At 75.9% G+C, this 15,364-nt stretch carries 12 protein-coding genes and 1 tRNA gene; 8 read left to right on the plus strand and 5 right to left on the minus strand.

What is annotated here, in order from left to right:
* Window positions 1-98: 98 nt before the first annotated feature.
* Window positions 99-174 (minus strand) — tRNA-Arg (locus tag ABIE39_RS15170).
* 132 nt (window positions 175-306) lie between these two features.
* Between ABIE39_RS15170 and ABIE39_RS15175 the strand changes: the two genes are divergently transcribed.
* The 8 genes from ABIE39_RS15175 (at window position 307) to ABIE39_RS15210 (ending at window position 11,216) form a co-directional block, all read left to right on the plus strand.
* Window positions 307-1,989 (plus strand): GTPase, encoded by a 1,683-nt coding sequence (locus ABIE39_RS15175; protein ID WP_074810589.1) that lies wholly within the window; start codon window positions 307-309, stop codon window positions 1,987-1,989.
* The gene (locus ABIE39_RS15180; protein WP_354052395.1) at window positions 1,986-3,572 is read left to right on the plus strand and encodes a P-loop NTPase family protein; all 1,587 of its coding nucleotides are present in this window, start codon (window positions 1,986-1,988) and stop codon (window positions 3,570-3,572) included. The genes ABIE39_RS15175 and ABIE39_RS15180 overlap by 4 nt, the downstream gene beginning before the upstream one ends.
* Window positions 3,573-3,616: 44 nt before the next feature.
* Window positions 3,617-4,297 carry a single-stranded DNA-binding protein gene (locus tag ABIE39_RS15185; RefSeq protein ID WP_354052397.1) on the plus strand — a complete coding sequence of 227 codons (681 nt, stop codon included), beginning with the start codon at window positions 3,617-3,619 and terminating at the stop codon, window positions 4,295-4,297.
* A gap of 135 nt (window positions 4,298-4,432) precedes the next feature.
* The gene (gene ettA, locus ABIE39_RS15190) at window positions 4,433-6,115 is read left to right on the plus strand and encodes an energy-dependent translational throttle protein EttA (RefSeq protein ID WP_021483138.1); all 1,683 of its coding nucleotides are present in this window, start codon (window positions 4,433-4,435) and stop codon (window positions 6,113-6,115) included.
* A gap of 175 nt (window positions 6,116-6,290) precedes the next feature.
* Window positions 6,291-6,620 (plus strand): hypothetical protein, encoded by a 330-nt coding sequence (locus ABIE39_RS15195; protein WP_354052399.1) that lies wholly within the window; start codon window positions 6,291-6,293, stop codon window positions 6,618-6,620.
* Window positions 6,604-8,778, plus strand: coding sequence for a dynamin family protein (locus ABIE39_RS15200; RefSeq protein ID WP_175008157.1), 2,175 nt, complete (start codon window positions 6,604-6,606; stop codon window positions 8,776-8,778). The genes ABIE39_RS15195 and ABIE39_RS15200 overlap by 17 nt, the downstream gene beginning before the upstream one ends.
* Complete coding sequence (locus ABIE39_RS15205) at window positions 8,775-10,529, plus strand: GTPase (protein ID WP_175008158.1); 1,755 nt, start codon at window positions 8,775-8,777, stop codon at window positions 10,527-10,529. The genes ABIE39_RS15200 and ABIE39_RS15205 overlap by 4 nt, the downstream gene beginning before the upstream one ends.
* A 189-nt stretch (window positions 10,530-10,718) precedes the next feature.
* Entirely contained in the window at window positions 10,719-11,216 is a 498-nt protein-coding gene (locus ABIE39_RS15210) for an acyl-CoA thioesterase (RefSeq protein ID WP_043658693.1), read from the plus strand.
* 34 nt (window positions 11,217-11,250) lie between these two features.
* Here ABIE39_RS15210 and ABIE39_RS15215 read toward each other — a convergent pair whose 3' ends face one another.
* Genes ABIE39_RS15215 through ABIE39_RS15230 form a run of 4 tightly spaced genes read right to left on the minus strand, consistent with a single transcriptional unit; the run spans window position 11,251 to window position 15,300 of the window.
* Window positions 11,251-12,843: a DUF2867 domain-containing protein gene (locus ABIE39_RS15215; RefSeq protein ID WP_175008159.1), complete on the minus strand. Its 1,593-nt coding sequence runs from the start codon at window positions 12,841-12,843 to the stop codon at window positions 11,251-11,253.
* The gene (locus tag ABIE39_RS15220) at window positions 12,840-13,829 is read right to left on the minus strand and encodes a DNA topoisomerase IB-related protein (protein WP_175008160.1); all 990 of its coding nucleotides are present in this window, start codon (window positions 13,827-13,829) and stop codon (window positions 12,840-12,842) included. Before ABIE39_RS15220 ends, ABIE39_RS15215 begins: the two co-directional genes overlap by 4 nt.
* A gap of 33 nt (window positions 13,830-13,862) precedes the next feature.
* On the minus strand, window positions 13,863-14,819 hold the full coding sequence (locus tag ABIE39_RS15225) for an acyl-CoA thioesterase (protein WP_175008161.1): 957 nt from the start codon (window positions 14,817-14,819) through the stop codon (window positions 13,863-13,865).
* A 34-nt stretch (window positions 14,820-14,853) separates the two neighbouring features.
* A complete protein-coding gene (locus ABIE39_RS15230) occupies window positions 14,854-15,300 on the minus strand; it encodes a globin (protein ID WP_354052416.1) in 447 nt (148 codons plus the stop codon).
* Between the last annotated feature and the right edge of the window lie 64 nt (window positions 15,301-15,364).

The following is a 15,364-nucleotide window of genomic DNA, read 5'->3' on the forward strand; positions in this document are numbered from 1 at the left end:
GAAGCGCGGGTGCGGGAAGGTCGCGGGCCGGGACTCCGGCGTGCCTCAGTGGTTGGGTGTTCGAGTCCTAGAACTGCTGGGACTCCGACGGTCCTGCGTGGTGCCCCGAGCAGGACTCGAACCTGCAACCTACGGATTAGAAGGCCGTTGCTCTATCCATTGAGCTATCGAGGCGCGCGCCCATCGTAGTGGGAGCCGGGCGTGCTCGGGAGGTGGAGCCGCGGCGGTGGAGCCGCAGGTCGGGTGGTCGTGCGTCGTCCGGCGCGTGCGTTTGGCGGGGCCCTCGACAGCGGTCACTATGAACCCGTGAGAACCCCAGACGCCGCCACGAGCGACGCGAGCGCCACCTCGGCCGGCCGGTCGCCGGGCTCGTGGCGCCCCGCTCAGGCGACCGAGGAGCTCGGTGTCACGGTCTTCGACGTCGCGCGCGACCTGCGCCGCGACGTGGCGGACGTGCGCCTCCCGCTCGCGATCGACGGCGCGACCGAGGCCGACGCCTCGCGCCGCCGTCTGCTCACCCAGCTCGACGAGCACCTGCTGCCGCGGCTGCGGGAGCTGTCGTCCCCCGCGATCGTGGTCATCGCGGGGTCGACGGGCGCGGGCAAGTCGACGCTGTACAACTCGCTGCTCGGCGAGGAGGTGTCGCAGGCGGGCGTGCTGCGGCCCACGACGCGCGAGCCGGTGCTCGCGTTCAACCCGCTCGACGCGGACGTCATCGTCGAGGGCCCGGTGACGCGCGTGGCGCGGGTGATCGACCACGACGGCGTGCCGCGCGGCACGGGCCTGCTCGACGCCCCGGACCTCGACTCGCTGCTGTCGGAGAACCGGGACACGGCGAGCCTGCTCCTCGAGGCGGCGGACCTGTGGCTGTTCGTCACGACGGCGTCGCGCTACGGCGACGCGCTGCCCTGGCAGGCGCTGTCGCGCGCGAAGGAGCGCGGGGCGAGCGTCGCGATGGTCCTCAACCGCGTCCCGCGCGAGACGCTCACGACGATCCGCGGCGACCTGCTGCAGCGGCTGCGCGACCACGGCATGGACGGCGTGCCGCTGTTCGTCGTGCCCGACGTCGGCCCCCACGAGGGCCTGCTCGACCGCTCGGTCGTCGCGCCGGTCGCGCGCTGGCTGACGATGCTCGCGGGCCCGGACCGCTCCCGCGCGGTGATCGTGCGCACGCTCAAGGGGTCGCTCGCGGCCCTGCCCGACTGGGTCACCGGCGTCTCGGACGCGGTGGAGGAGCAGGTCGAGGCCGCGGCGGACCTGCGTTCCGCGGTCGAGCGAGCGCTGCCGCCGGTGCAGGAGGCCGTGCGCCGCGCCGCGCTGGACGGCGCCGTCGCGCACGGGTCGCTCGAGGCGCGCTGGTCCCAGGTGACGGGCGCCGGGCGGGTCGACCGCGTCAAGGTGCGCGGCGGCGTCGTGCGGTCGTCGCGCCGCCGGGGCCGCGCACGCGACCTGGTGCTCGCCCCGCTGCTCGACGAGACGCGCGACGCGGCGCGCCGCACGCTCGCCGCGGACGGTGTCCTCGCGTACGAAGCGCTGCGCGCGGCGCTCGACGGCGACCGCCCGCTGCCCGGCGGGGCCGACGTCCTGCCCGCCGAGGACGCGGCCGCCGCGCGCCGGGAGGCGTCGGCGACGACCCAGGTGCAGCAGTGGGCGACGCGCGCCGAGCACGTGGTGGCCGCGCTCGGGGCGCCGTCGGCGTCGGAGGCGGGCCGTGCCGCGGTGAAGGCCTTCGGGGAGACGGGCGTCGCCGCGCTGCTCCTCGCCGCCGCGGCAGGGAACGACGACGCCGCCCGGCTCGTAGGGACCGTGCTCGCCGACGAGGGCGACGAGGCGGTCGCCGCGCTGCGCGACGACCTCGCCGACCGGGCCGCGACCATGGTCGAGCGGGAGGCCGAGCCGGTCCTCACGACGCTCGCCGACCCCGCGCTGGCCGCGGACGCCGCCGTCGGCCTGCGCCTACGACTCGCCGAGCTGAGGAGGCTCATGTGACGTCCCACGACGCCCAGCTGCGTGCCCGGGTCGACGACCTCGCGCGCGCAGTGGACCTCGCGGGCGACCGCCTCGACCCCGCCGTCGCGGCCCAGGTGCGCGACGCGATCGGCGGCGTGCGCGAACGGCTCGCGCTCGGCGTCGACCACACCGTCGTCGCGCTCGCGGGCGGCACCGGGTCGGGCAAGTCGAGCCTCTTCAACCGGGTGTCGCGCCTCGACTTCGCGGACGTCGGCGTCAAGCGGCCCACGACGGCCCGGGTCACGGCGTGCTCGTGGAGCGACGCCGCGACGGCGCTGCTCGACTGGCTCGACGTCGACCCCGAGCGTCGCATCACGCGCGACGGCGAGCTCGACGCCGAGGACGAGTCGGCGCTCGGCGGCCTCGTCCTGCTCGACCTCCCGGACCACGACTCGATCGAGCCCGCCCACCGCGCGGTCGTCGACCGGGTGCTGCCGCTCGTGGACCTGCTCGTGTGGGTCGTGGACCCGCAGAAGTACGCCGACGACGCGCTGCACTCGGGCTACCTGCAGAAGTCGACGGGGCTCGAGGGCTCCATGGTGGTCGCGCTCAACCAGATCGACACCGTCCCCGAGGCGCGCCGCGCGTCGCTCGTCGAGGACATGGACCGCCTCCTCCAGGAGGACGGGCTCGACGGCGTCTACGTCACCACCGTCTCGGCGCGCACCGGCGAGGGCCTGGACGAGCTGCGCTCCCTGCTCGAGCAGGCGGTCGCGCGGCGCAGCGTCGCGGCGAGCCGCGTCGCGGGAGAGCTCGACCGCGCCGGGGCGCTCCTGCTGGAGCAGCTCCCGGGCGACGTCCCGTGGACGATGAGCACGGCCGTCGAGGAAGAGGTCGACGCGCTCGCCGACGCGACGGGCCTCGCCGCGGTCGCGGGCCAGGTCGGCGCGGCCGTGCGCAACGGGTACGGGCGGCCCGAGTTCTCGCCGCCGCAGCCCGACGCTGTCTCCCTGTCGCGCTCGCGCTGGCTCGCGCGCGCGGGGCGCTCGCTGCGGTCCGGCTGGCAGAAGGCCCTCGACGAGGCCGTCGCGCCGTCTCCGCGCGTCGCCGAGGCGACGCGGTCCGCGCTCGCGAAGATCCCCCTCGACACGCGCGGGCCGTCGTCCTCGCGGCCCACGCGGCGCGCGGCCTGGTCGGCGCTCGCGGTCGGGGTCGTGGCGGGGGTCCTGGCGGTGCTCGGATCGCTGCGCGTGCTCGACCTGGGGCGCACGCTCGTCACGGTGTGCGCGGTCGTGGCGGCGGTCGCCGTCCTGGGTGCCGTGGTCGCGTTCCTCGTCGCGCTCCAGGTGCGGCGCACGCTCGCCCGACGCCGCGAGCAGCAGGTCCTCGCCTCGGGGCGCGGCGCGATCGAGCGCGTCGTGCAGGACGCGATGGGCCGGCCCACCCAGGAGCTCCTCGACCTGCACCGGCAGGTGCGCGAGCTGGCGCAGTCGGCGCGGGACAAGACGCCCGCCGCGCCGCTCACCGGGGCTCTACGGCTACCCCCAGGCATGGACGGCGCAGGCCCGTCCACAGGCGAGGGTCCGACGCCGGACGGCACCGCCGCTCCCACCGCACCCTGAGGCGGTGGCCGGGACCTGCCCGGCCGTCGACCTCAGGAGGAACCATGCCCGGTGACGTCACGGTCACGCTGTCCGGCTTCGTCGCGACCACGCCCACGCTGTTCCGCTCGCAGTCGGGCAACGACTTCACGAGCTTCCGGATCGCCCAGACCCGGCGCTACCTCGACCGCGAGCGCGGCGAGTGGGTCGACGGCCGCACCCTGTGGTTCACGGTCAAGGCGTGGAAGAACACCGCGCGCAACGTCGCGCTCTCCCTCCACAAGGGCGACCCGGTCGTCGTCACGGGCCGGCTCTCGCTCGACGAGTGGGACGGCCCGGACGGCCCGCGCACGAGCCTCGTCGTCGAGGCGACGGCGCTCGGCCCGGACCTCACGCTTGGCGAGGCGCGGTTCACGCGCACGGTGCACCGGCGCGACGACGACGCCGCGCGCCGGAGCGAGGGCGGCCCCGCCGACGAGGTCGACGGCGTCCCGCCCGCCGCGGCCGGCACGATCGACCCGACCGGGGCGTCCGACGCCGCGGGTGGGGGCGATGCGGGCACGGGTCCGGGCGACGGTCACGGTGAGCCCGCTCCGGGTGAGCCCGTACGCGAGGAGCCCCCGGCCGACGACCCCTGGGCGACGGCGGACGTCGCGGCGGCGCTGGGCGGAGAGCCCGGCGCGTCGGGTGCCCGCGCGCCGCGTGCCCGCGCCGCCCGGACGGGGAGCGCGACGGCGGCCGCCTGAGCCGCGGGACCGGGCGGCGCCGTGACCTTCGACCGGTCGCGGCGCCGTCGGGCGCGTCCCGGCGGCCCGACCGCGTAGGCTGAGTGGTCGACGAATCCCGTACCTCTCCCGACCGAAACGGTGGAACGACAGGCTGTGGCTGAGTTCATCTACTCCATGTACAAGGCGCGCAAGGCGCACGGAGACAAGGTCATCCTCGACGACGTCTCCCTGAACTTCCTGCCCGGCGCCAAGATCGGCGTCGTGGGCCCCAACGGCGCCGGGAAGTCCACGATCCTCAAGATCATGGCCGGCCTGGACACGCCGTCGAACGGCGAGGCGCGCCTCTCCCCGGGGTACAGCGTCGGCATCCTGCTCCAGGAGCCGCCGCTCAACGAGGAGAAGACGGTGCTCGGCAACGTCCAGGAGGCCGTGGCCGACATCCTCGCCAAGAAGCAGCGCTTCGACGAGATCTCCGCCCTCATGGCGGAGCCCGACGCGGACTTCGACGCGCTCCTCGCCGAGATGGGCACCCTCCAGGAGGCTATCGACGCCGCCGACGCGTGGGACCTCGACTCGCAGCTCGAGCAGGCGATGGACGCGCTGCGCTGCCCGCCGCCGGACGCCGACGTGTCGGTGCTCTCCGGTGGTGAGCGACGCCGCGTCGCGCTGTGCAAGCTCCTGCTCGAGAAGCCGGACCTGCTGCTGCTCGACGAGCCCACGAACCACCTGGACGCCGAGTCCGTGCTCTGGCTCGAGCAGCACCTCGCGACGTACCCGGGCGCGATCCTCGCCGTCACGCACGACCGCTACTTCCTCGACCACGTCGCGGAGTGGATCTGCGAGGTCGACCGCGGTCGCCTCTACCCGTACGAGGGCAACTACTCGACGTACCTGGAGAAGAAGCAGGAGCGTCTGCAGGTCCAGGGAAAGAAGGACGCGAAGCTCGCCAAGCGTCTCAAGGACGAGCTCGAGTGGGTGCGCTCGAACGCGAAGGGCCGCCAGACCAAGTCGAAGGCGCGTCTCGCCCGCTACGAGGAGATGGCTGCCGAGGCCGAGCGCACGAGGAAGCTCGACTTCGAGGAGATCCAGATCCCGCCGGGTCCGCGCCTGGGCAACCTGGTCCTCGAGGCGTCGAACCTGCAGAAGGGCTTCGACGGCCGCCAGCTCATCGACGGCCTGAGCTTCACGCTGCCGCGCAACGGCATCGTCGGCGTCATCGGCCCGAACGGCGTCGGCAAGACGACGCTGTTCAAGACGATCGTCGGGCTCGAGCCGCTCGACGGCGGCGAGCTCAAGGTCGGCGAGACGGTGTCGATCTCCTACGTCGACCAGTCGCGCGGCGGCATCGACCCGAAGAAGACGCTGTGGGAGGTCGTGTCCGACGGCCTCGACTTCATCAAGGTCGGCAACGTCGAGATCCCGTCGCGCGCGTACGTCGCGTCGTTCGGGTTCAAGGGACCGGACCAGCAGAAGCCCGCGGGCGTCCTGTCCGGTGGTGAGCGCAACCGCCTCAACCTCGCGCTCACGCTCAAGCAGGGCGGCAACCTCCTGCTGCTCGACGAGCCGACGAACGACCTCGACGTCGAGACCCTGGGCTCGCTCGAGAACGCGCTGCTCGAGTTCCCCGGCTGCGCCGTCGTGGTGTCCCACGACCGGTGGTTCCTCGACCGGGTCGCGACCCACATCCTCGCGTACGAGGGCACCGAGGAGAACCCGGCGAGCTGGTACTGGTTCGAGGGGAACTTCGCCTCCTACGAGGAGAACAAGGTGGAGCGCCTCGGCGCGGAGGCGGCTCGCCCGCACCGCGTGACGTACCGCAAGCTCACGCGCGACTGAGCGACCCTCGTCGCACGGCTCGGCACGACGCCGGGCGGGACCCGTTCCCGCCCGGCGTCGGCGCGTCCGGGCCCGCCCTGGCCGACCGAGCCGGTGGGAGCCGTGGAGCCGTCCAGACCGCCAGGCTACGGCGGGGGACCACCTCGTCCACGGCGACCTCCGGGGCGACAGCACGGTGCCTGTCGACCGCGCCGCCGTCGCCGTCGACTGGCCGGGCGCGGCGCGCTGCGCCGCGTTCTGGGACGCGGTCGGCATGCTCCCGCCGGGCATCCCGCACCCGCGCGCGTTCCAGCGGGCGCAGGCGGAGGTCGGGGTGGCGTGGCTCCGGCATCGCGTGGGGGAGGGAGCCACCGCGAGATCGGCCCGTGCGGTCGAGATCGACCTTCCGCAGGGCGATGTCGGGCCGGGCGGGTCGATCTCGCCGGTGGTGTCGGCGGCTTGTGGTGTCATATCGGGCCTGGCCAGCGGCGTTCCGGCAGACTGGCGGGATGACGGCCAGCGGTGACTCCGGAGACGACGCAGTCCACTCTGGCGCGTCGGCACCCGACGGCCCGCGTCCCGACAGGCCGCGCCTCGACGGCCCGCCTCCCGACGGTTCGCGCGCCGGTAGGGTCGCGGCGGGCGCCGCGGCGACCACGGGGCTCGTCGAGGCGCTGGAGATCCTGCGGGGGCGGCTCGCCGCCGCGCGGCTCCCGCTCGACCTGCCCGGCGCGGCGCTCGCGCGCGAGGACCTCGGTCTTGCGGTCCACCAGCTCGACGACTACCTGCTGCCCCGGCTGCGCTCGCACGCGGCGCCGCTGCTCGTCGTCGTCGGCGGGTCGACCGGAGCGGGGAAGTCGACGCTCGTGAACTCCCTCCTCGGCGAGCACGTCTCGGCACCCGGCGTGCTGCGCCCGACGACGCGGGCTCCCGTCCTCGTGCACCACCCGCTCGACGAGCGCTGGTTCTCGACCGACCGCGTGCTGCCCGGGCTCGCGCGCGTGAGCGAGCACGGCGCGCGGTCCGCGGCCGCCGGCACGCCGACCGGCAGCGTGACCGGTGCCCTGACCGGCACGTCGACCGGCACGTCGACCGGCACGTCGACCGGCACGTCGATCGGCAGCGCGACCGGGAGCAGGACCGGGCAGCCGGTCACCCCGCCGGACCCGACGCGGACGCTGCGCCTCGTGGCGAGCGACGCGCTGCCGCAGGGCCTCGCGCTCGTGGACGCGCCCGACGTCGACTCCGTGGAGACCGCGAACCGCGAGCTCGCGGCGCAGCTCCTCGCCGCGGCCGACCTGTGGCTGTTCGTCACGACGGCCGCCCGCTACGCCGACGCCGTCCCGTGGGACCTCCTGCACCGCGCCGCCGAGCGCCGCGCCCAGGTCGCGATGGTGCTCGACCGGGTGGACCCGGGCGCTGAGGCCGTGGCGGACGACCTGCGCCGGATGATGGACGAGAACGGCCTCGACGCCGCGTCGCTCTTCGTCGTGGGGGAGTCCGAGCTGGTCGACGGCTTCCTCCCCGAGCAGGCGGTGGCCGAAGTGGCGTCGTGGCTGTCCGCGCTCGGGGCCGACGGCGACGAGCGGGACCGGGTCGCGACCGCGACGCGCGACGGGGTCGTGGACGACCTCGTGCGCCGGGCGGTCCTCGTGGCGGGTGCGGCCGACGCGCAGGCGGCGTCGGACGCGCGGCTGCGCGCCGTCGTCGAGCGCGCGTACGACGAGGCGGCGACGACCGTGGACGCCGCGACGAGCGACGGTGTGCTGCTGCGTGGTGAGGTGCTCGCGCGCTGGCAGGACTTCGTGGGCACGAGCGAGCTGTTCCGCTCGGTCGAGCAGGGCGTCGGCCGGGTGCGCGACGCGCTCGCGGCGTTCTTCCGCGGGCGTCCGGCGCAGGCGCCGCAGGTCGAGCAGGCGATCGCGCACGGCCTGGAGGCGGTGGTCCTCGACGCGACGGACGCCGCGGCCGAGCGGGCGTACGGCGGGTGGCGCGCGGACCCGGCGGGGTCGGCGCTGCTCGACGGTCTGGACCTGGCGCGGTCGTCCGCGGGCGTGCGGGCGCGCGTCGCGGAGGAGATCCGGGGCTGGCAGTCCGACGTGCTCGACCTCGTGGGCGAGCAGGGCGCGGGCAAGCGTGGCGCGGCGCGAGCGCTGTCCTTCGGGATCAACGGGCTGGGGCTGAGCCTCATGGTCGTGGTGTTCGCCTCGACCGGCGGCCTGACGGGCGCCGAGGTCGGGATCGCGGGCGGGACGGCGATCCTCGCGCAGAAGCTCCTGGAGGCCGTGTTCGGCGACGACGCCGTGCGGCGTCTGACGCGGACCGCGCGCGAGCGGCTCGCGGAGCGCGTGCGGGTCGTGCTCGACGACGAGGCGCTGCGCTACACCGCGCAGCTCGACGCGCTCGGGACGGCCGACGCCGACGAGACCGCCCGCTCGGTGCTCGAGGCGGCGCGCGCGGTCGAGGCGGCGGCCCGGGTCGAGCGGTCCGCGCGCCCGGACCGCGCGGCCGGTGGGGATGGCGGCCGGTCCACCGTGGGCCGGCACGCCGCGCGCCTCCTGCGCGGCGCTGGGTGGACCCCGCCGCCCCCGGACGAGCCCGCAGCCGCGCCGGGGGGCGAGGGTACCGAGCCGGCCCGGCGGCCGGGGTTCTGGCGCCGCCTGCTGGGGGGTGACCAGGCATGACGATCGACCTCGCGGCGCGCACGACCGCGCTGGAGACCGCCGTGCGCGCGGGGGAGGGACGCGTCGACGCCGACCTGCTCGCCGACGCGCGGACCGTGGTCGCCCGCGCGCGCGAGCGGGCCGGGCTCTCGGCCGACCACACCGTCGTCGCGCTCGCGGGCGCGACCGGCTCCGGCAAGTCGTCGGTGTTCAACGCGCTCGCGGGCACCGAGCTCGCGACGGTCGGGGTGCAGCGGCCCACGACGTCCCACCCGCTCGCCGCGGTGTGGGGCGCGTCGGGACCCGCCGCCGGCCCGGCGGGACCGGCCGCGCTGCTCGACTGGCTGGAGGTGCGGCGACGGCACGAGATGGGGACGCCGCTCACGTCGGGCGACCCCGCCGACGCGCGGGCGGGCGGCGGCCTGCGCGCGCTCCTGCGCGGTCGCCGCGCGGGCGAGCTGACGAGCGGCCTCGTGCTGCTCGACCTGCCCGACCACGACTCGGTCGTCGTCGAGCACCGCGTGCGCGCGGAACGCCTCGTCGAGCGCGCCGACCTGCTCGTGTGGGTCGTCGACCCGCAGAAGTACGCGGACGCCGCGCTGCACGAGCGCTACCTGCGCCCGCTCGCGGGCCACGGGTCCGTCGTCGTCCTCGTGCTCAACCAGGTGGACCGGCTCACGCCCGCCGACGCCGACGCGTGCCTCGCCGACCTGCGCCGGCTCGCGGCGGAGGACGGGCTCGCCGACGCGCGCGTGCTCGGCGTCTCGGCCCGCACCGGTCAGGGCCTGGACGAGCTGCGCGGGCTGCTCGCGGACGCCGCGGCCCGGCGTCGTGCGTCGAACGACCGGCTCGCGGCCGACGTGCGGGCGGTCGCGCGTCGCGTCGCGGCGGCGTGCGGCGAGCCCGTCCCGGAGCGGGCGGCGCGCCGCGCGCGCGACGGCCTGGTCGACGCCCTGGAGGCCGCGGCGGGCGTCCCGACGGTCGTCGCCGCCGTGCGCGGCTCGGCCGTGCGGGACGCGCGCGCCGCGACGGGCTGGCCCGTGACGCGCTGGGTCGGCCGGTTCCGGCCCGACCCCCTGCGCCGCATCGGGCTGCGCACCGGCCCCGCGCCGGGCTCGTCGCGCGCGCGGGCGGCGAAGGAGCTGGGCACGGCCGACACCGTGAGCCGGCCCGAGCTCGCGCGGACCTCGCTCCCGGCGGTCGGTGCCGCGCTGCGCGCCGGAGCCCAGACGGCCGTGCGCGACTACGCGGCCGAGGCCACCGCGGGCGTGCCGGACGACTGGGCGCTCGCCGTGCGCCGTCGGGCGTCCGAGGGCGCGGCCGACCTCGCCGACGCGCTCGACCAGGCCGTCGCGGGGACGGAGCTCGAGGCGGCCCGCCGTCCGGTGTGGTGGCGCGTCGTCGGCGCGTTCCAGTGGCTCGTGCTCGCGGCGCTCGTCGTGGGCCTGCTGTGGCTCGCCGCATTGTGGGGGTTCACCTACCTGCGCCTGCCGGAGCCGCCGACGCCAGTCCTTACGCTCGGCGGGCCGGGGGCCCCGGAGCTCCCGTGGCCGACGCTGCTCGCGCTCGGCGGGGTCGTCGTGGGCGTGCTCGTCGCGCTCGTGTCCCGCGCCGCGGCCGCGGTGGGCGGACGGCGGCGTGCGGCGCGCGCCCGACGGCGCCTGCGCGACGCCGTCGGCCAGGTGGCCGACCGCCGGGTGCGGCTCCCCGTGGGCGAGGAGCTCTCCGCGCTCGCAAGCTGCCGCGCCGCGGCCCTCGTCGCCGCGTCCTGACCTCGCCGCCCCCTCCTGACGCCGAGCACGAGGTTGCCGTCGTTCTGGGCGCCAGGACGACGGCAGCCTCGTGCTCGGCGCGGAGGAGCCTCGTGGTCGGCGGGCCGGTGGAGAATGGACCCGGTCCGGTGACCGGGGCATCCGTCCTGCCGGTCGCGCCGGGCCGCCCGTCGAGCGAAAGGACCCTCCATGACCCGTCTGCACGTCCCCGTCTCCCTGCGGTGGTCGGACCTCGACGCGTACGCGCACGTCAACAACGTCGAGATGTTCCGCCTGCTGGAGGACGCCCGCATCACCGCGTTCTGGACCCACCCGGACGCGGGCGAGGACGCCTGGCCGACGGCCGTCCTGGAGACCGGCCCCCACGCGACGAGCCACACGCTCGTCGCGCGCCAGGAGATCGAGTACCTGCGCCCGCTCGGTTTCACGCGCACGCCCGTCCGCGTCGAGCTGTGGATCGGGCACCTCGGCGGGGCCAGCCTCGAGGTCTGCTACGAGGTGCACGACGGCGCAGCGCGCTTCGAGCGCACCGGCCCCACCTCGGGCGGGGCCCCGTACGCGAAGGCCGCGACGACGATCGTCGTGGTCGACGCCGCGACGGGCTCGCCCCGGCGCATCAGCGAGGCCGAGCGCGCGGCGTGGGAGCCGTTCGTCGAGGAGCCGCTGACGTTCCGTCGGCGCCGCTGAGCCCTCGGGACGGCGGCGCGCGCCGCCGCCCCGGTCAGCCCGTCCCTCGACCGGGTCCGGCGCCCGCGCCGGGCCGGTCCGCGGAGGGGCGGCCGCTGCGGGCGGCGCGCTCGGCGGCCTCGGCGACGTTGCGCTGCATCCCGCCGAACACCACGCCGTGGAACGGCTTGACCGCCCACCAGTAGAGCTGGCCCGCGAGCCCGTGGGGGTGGAACAGCGCGCGCTGCGCGAAGTACGTGCGGCCCGGCCCGCTGGCGTCCTCCGGGGAAGGGCCCGGCGCGTCGGGGTCGGTCGCGTCCGGGAGCTCGGCCGCGGCCTCGTCGACGCGCAGCTCGAGCCACGCGAGGCCCGGGAGCCGCATCTCGGCACGCAGCAGCAGCCGGCGGCCGGGCTCGATCGCCTCGACGCGCCACCAGTCGAGCTCGTCGTCGACGCGGAGGTAGCGCTCGTCGCGCCGGCCGCGGCGCAGGCCCGGCCCGCCGACGACCCGGTCCATGAGGCCGCGCACGCGCCACGCGAGCGACCACGAGTACCAGCCGCCCTGCCCGCCGATCTCCTCGATCACGCGCCAGAGCACCTCGCGCGGCGCGTCCACGACGGTGCGGCGCTCGTCCACGTAGAGCGAGCCGCCCGCCCAGTCGGGGTCGCTCGGCAGCGGGTCCGACGGCGCACCCGGCACCGACGCCGACGACCAGCGCGTCGTGACCTCGCCGTCGTGGATGCGCTCGAGCGCGAGCTCGACGGCCCGGTCGAAGCCGATGAGCCCTTCGGGCGGGTCGGGCACGTACTGCGCGATGTCGTGCTCGTGGCACACGACCTCGTGCTGGAGCGACTCGACGAGAGGTCGCGCGATGCCGCTCGGCACGGGCGTCACGAGCCCCACCCAGTGCGACGACAGCCGGGGCGTGAGCACGGGCACGCTGACGATCCGGCGCCGGGGGAGGTTCGCCACGCGCGCGTAGCGCTGCATCATGTCGCGGTAGGTGAGCACGTCGGGACCGCCGATGTCGAAGCCGCGCGAGACGTCGTCGGGCATCGAGGCCGAGCCGACGAGGTAGCGCAGGACGTCGCGGACCGCGATCGGCTGGATGCGGTTGTCGACCCACTTCGGGGTGGTCATGGCCGGGAGCCGCTCGGTGAGGTAGCGCATCATCTCGAACGACGCCGAGCCCGACCCGAGGATCACCGCGGCACGCAGCACCGTCGTCGGGACGCCCGACGCGAGCAGGATCTCCCCGACCTCCTTGCGCGACGCGAGGTGCGGCGACAGCTCGCCCTCCGGCACGTCGGGGAACAGCCCGCCGAGGTAGACGATGCGTCGCACGCCGGCCTCGCGCGCCGCGCGGGCGAACGTCAGCGCGGTGCGCCGGTCGCGGACCTCGAACGTGCGCCCGGTGCCGAGCGAGTGCACGAGGTAGTACGCCACGTCGGCGCCCTCGAGCGCCGCCCGGATCTGGTCCAGGTCGCTCGCGTCCGCCTCGACGAGCTCGACGTCGTCCGCCCACTCGCGGCCCGCGAGCCGTTCGGGGTGCCGGGCGAGCGCACGGACCTCGAAGCCGGCGCGGAGCAGCTCGGGCACGAGCCGCCCGCCCACGTACCCGGTGACCCCGGTGACCGCGGCCCTCATCCGAGCAGCTCCAGGACCTCGCGCTCGGCGCGCGCCTGCGAGCGCGTCGACCCGATGGTCTCGCCGCGCTCCCACAGGTCGAACAGCCGCGGGTCGATGTACGACGACCGCGCCACGGCGGGCGTGTTCCCGAGCTCCTCCGCGACGTCCTTGACGATCCCCGTGACGACCCGGCGCCGGGCGCGCTCGGACGCGGGCGCCGTACCGGCGTCGGCCAGCGCGCGCGCCGCGAGCACCGTCGCGTGCCACGTGCGGAAGTCCTTGGGCGTCGCGTCGTCGCCCAGCCGCTCCTTGATGCCGGCCTGCACGTCGGCGCTCGTGACGTCGTGCCACACGGCGCTGCCGGTCGCGTCCACGTCGCGCCAGGCGAGCAGCTCGACGCCGCCGCGGCGCCGCTTGAGCGTCGTCACGAGCTCGGCGACGACCGGGTCGTCGACGACCACGTCGCGCACCTGGCCCGACTTCGCCGGGTAGTGGAAGTGCACGCTCCCGTCGCGGCGGACGCGCGCGTGCTCCTTGCGGATCGTGGCGAGGCCGTAGCTGTTGTTCTGCTTCGCGTAGATCTCGCCGCCCGCGCGGAAGTACGCGAGGTCGAGCAGCCGGAACGCGAGCGCCAGCACCTTGTCGCGCGGCATGCCGGGCAGCTCGAGCTCGCGCGCGACCCGGCGCCGGGCGGCGGGCAGGCGACGGCCGACGTCGAGCACGTGGTCGTGCTTGCGGCGCGACCGCCGCACCTGCCACTGCTCGTGGTAGAGGTACTGGCCGCGCCCGGCGACGTCCCGGCCGAACGCCTGGATGTGCCCGTTGGGGTACCGGCAGATCCAGACGTCGGACCACGCGGGCGGGACCGCGAGGCGCTCGCACCGCACGACCTCCTCCTCGTCGGCCAGGGGCAGGCCCTCGACGTCGAGGAACACCCACGCGTCGCCCTTGGGGCGGCGGGTGTACCCCGGCGAGGTCACGGTCACGCGGCGCAGTCGCACCAGGACAGTGTCGGGCCGACGCGCGTCCGTCGCCCGTCAGAGCGCGGGGAGGCGGACCATGCCCTCCTGGGCGATCGACGCGACGAGCGTGCCGTCCTGCGCGAACACCCGCGCCGCGCCGAGACCGCGGCCGCCCTGGGCGCTCGGGGCCGACTGGACGTAGAGCAGCCACTCGTCCACGCGTGCGTCGCGGTGCCACCACATCGCGTGGTCGAGGCTCGCGATCGACATGTCGGGCGTGACCCAGCTCGTGCCCGCCTGCCGCAGGATCGGCTCGAGCATCACCTGGTCGCACGCGTACGCCATGAGCGCGCGGTGCAGCAGCTGGTCGTCGCCGACGTCGCCCCGCGCCCGCATCCACACCATCTGGTGGTCCTTGGGCTCGTGGTCCGGGTGCAGGTAGAGCGACCCGCCCACGTGCCGCAGCTCGAACGCCGAGTGGTGCGACCAGAACCGCGCGATGGGGTGGTCGATGCCGCCGAGCACGTCGAGCGCGGACGGTACGTCCTCGGGCGCCGGGGCGTCGGGCATCTCGGACGAGTGTTCGATGCCGCCCTGCTCCTCCTGGAACGAGGAGATCATCGACAGGATCGGCTTGCCGTGCTGGATCGCGTGCGTCCGGCGGGCGCTGAACGAGCGCCCGTCGCGCAGCCGCTCGACCGCGAAGTCGATCGGCACGTCGAGGCCACCGGGTCGCAGGAAGTACCCGTGCAGGGAGTGGGGGAGCCGGCCCTCGGGGACCGTGCGGCCCGCGGCGAGGACCGCCTGCGCGAGCACCTGCCCGCCGTAGACGCGGCCCGTCGGCTGGTGCACGGAGACCCCGCGGAAGTGCTCCGGGTCGGCGGCCGACCCGTCGCCGTCGCCGACCCGCTCGAGGCGCAGCACGTCGAGGAGGTGGTGCAGCGGGTTCGGGACCTGCTCGCGCGGGGCGGTGTCCGACGTCGGGCCGGGGGAGGCCGACGAGGTCGACGGCGGGGTGGGCTCGGGGGTCACGGGTGGGGGCTCCTTCGCTCGGGCGGCGGGTCGGTCAGTCCTCGAAGGTGTTGAGGAGGGAGTGCGCCGCGCGCTCCAGATAGTCCCACAGCGTCGCCTCCTGGATCGGCGCCAGGTCCAGGGTGTCGACGGCGGCGCGCATGTGCGCGAGCCAGCGGTCGCGCGCGTCGGGGTTGACCTTGAAGGGCGCGTGCCGCATGCGCAGGCGTGGGTGCCCGCGCTGCTCGCTGTACGTCGTCGGGCCGCCCCAGTACTGCTCGAGGAACGCGGTGAGCCGCCAGCGCGCCGGGCCGAGGTCCTGCTCGGGGTACATGGGCCGCATGACCGGGTCGTCCGCGACGCCCTCGTAGAACGCGTCGACGAGGCGCACGAACGTCTCGTGGCCGCCGACCTCGTCGTAGAACGTGCGGCTCGGGCGGACCGGCGCGGCCGCGCCCGCGGGGCCGGCCGGCGCGCCGTTCGAGAGGCCGACGACGGGCAGCGTCGGGCGGGGGGTGGGCTCGGTCGTCACCGGCCCATCATCGCACCGGCCGCGGCGCGCTCCC

The sequence above is a fragment of the Cellulosimicrobium sp. 4261 genome (assembly GCF_040546915.1).
GTDB classification, from domain to species: Bacteria; Actinomycetota; Actinomycetes; order Actinomycetales; family Cellulomonadaceae; genus Cellulosimicrobium; species Cellulosimicrobium cinnabarinum.

Excerpts from the sequence above, each read along its gene's own strand:
- ABIE39_RS15185 (WP_354052397.1), top strand. The coding sequence starts at position 3,617 with ATGCCCGGTGACGTCACGGTCACGCTGTCCGGCTTCGTCGCGACCACG.
- ABIE39_RS15205 (WP_175008158.1), top strand. The coding sequence starts at position 8,775 with ATGACGATCGACCTCGCGGCGCGCACGACCGCGCTGGAGACCGCCGTG.
- ABIE39_RS15200 (WP_175008157.1), top strand. The coding sequence starts at position 6,604 with ATGACGGCCAGCGGTGACTCCGGAGACGACGCAGTCCACTCTGGCGCG.
- ABIE39_RS15215 (WP_175008159.1), bottom strand. The coding sequence starts at position 12,843 with ATGAGGGCCGCGGTCACCGGGGTCACCGGGTACGTGGGCGGGCGGCTC.
- ABIE39_RS15210 (WP_043658693.1), top strand. The coding sequence starts at position 10,719 with ATGACCCGTCTGCACGTCCCCGTCTCCCTGCGGTGGTCGGACCTCGAC.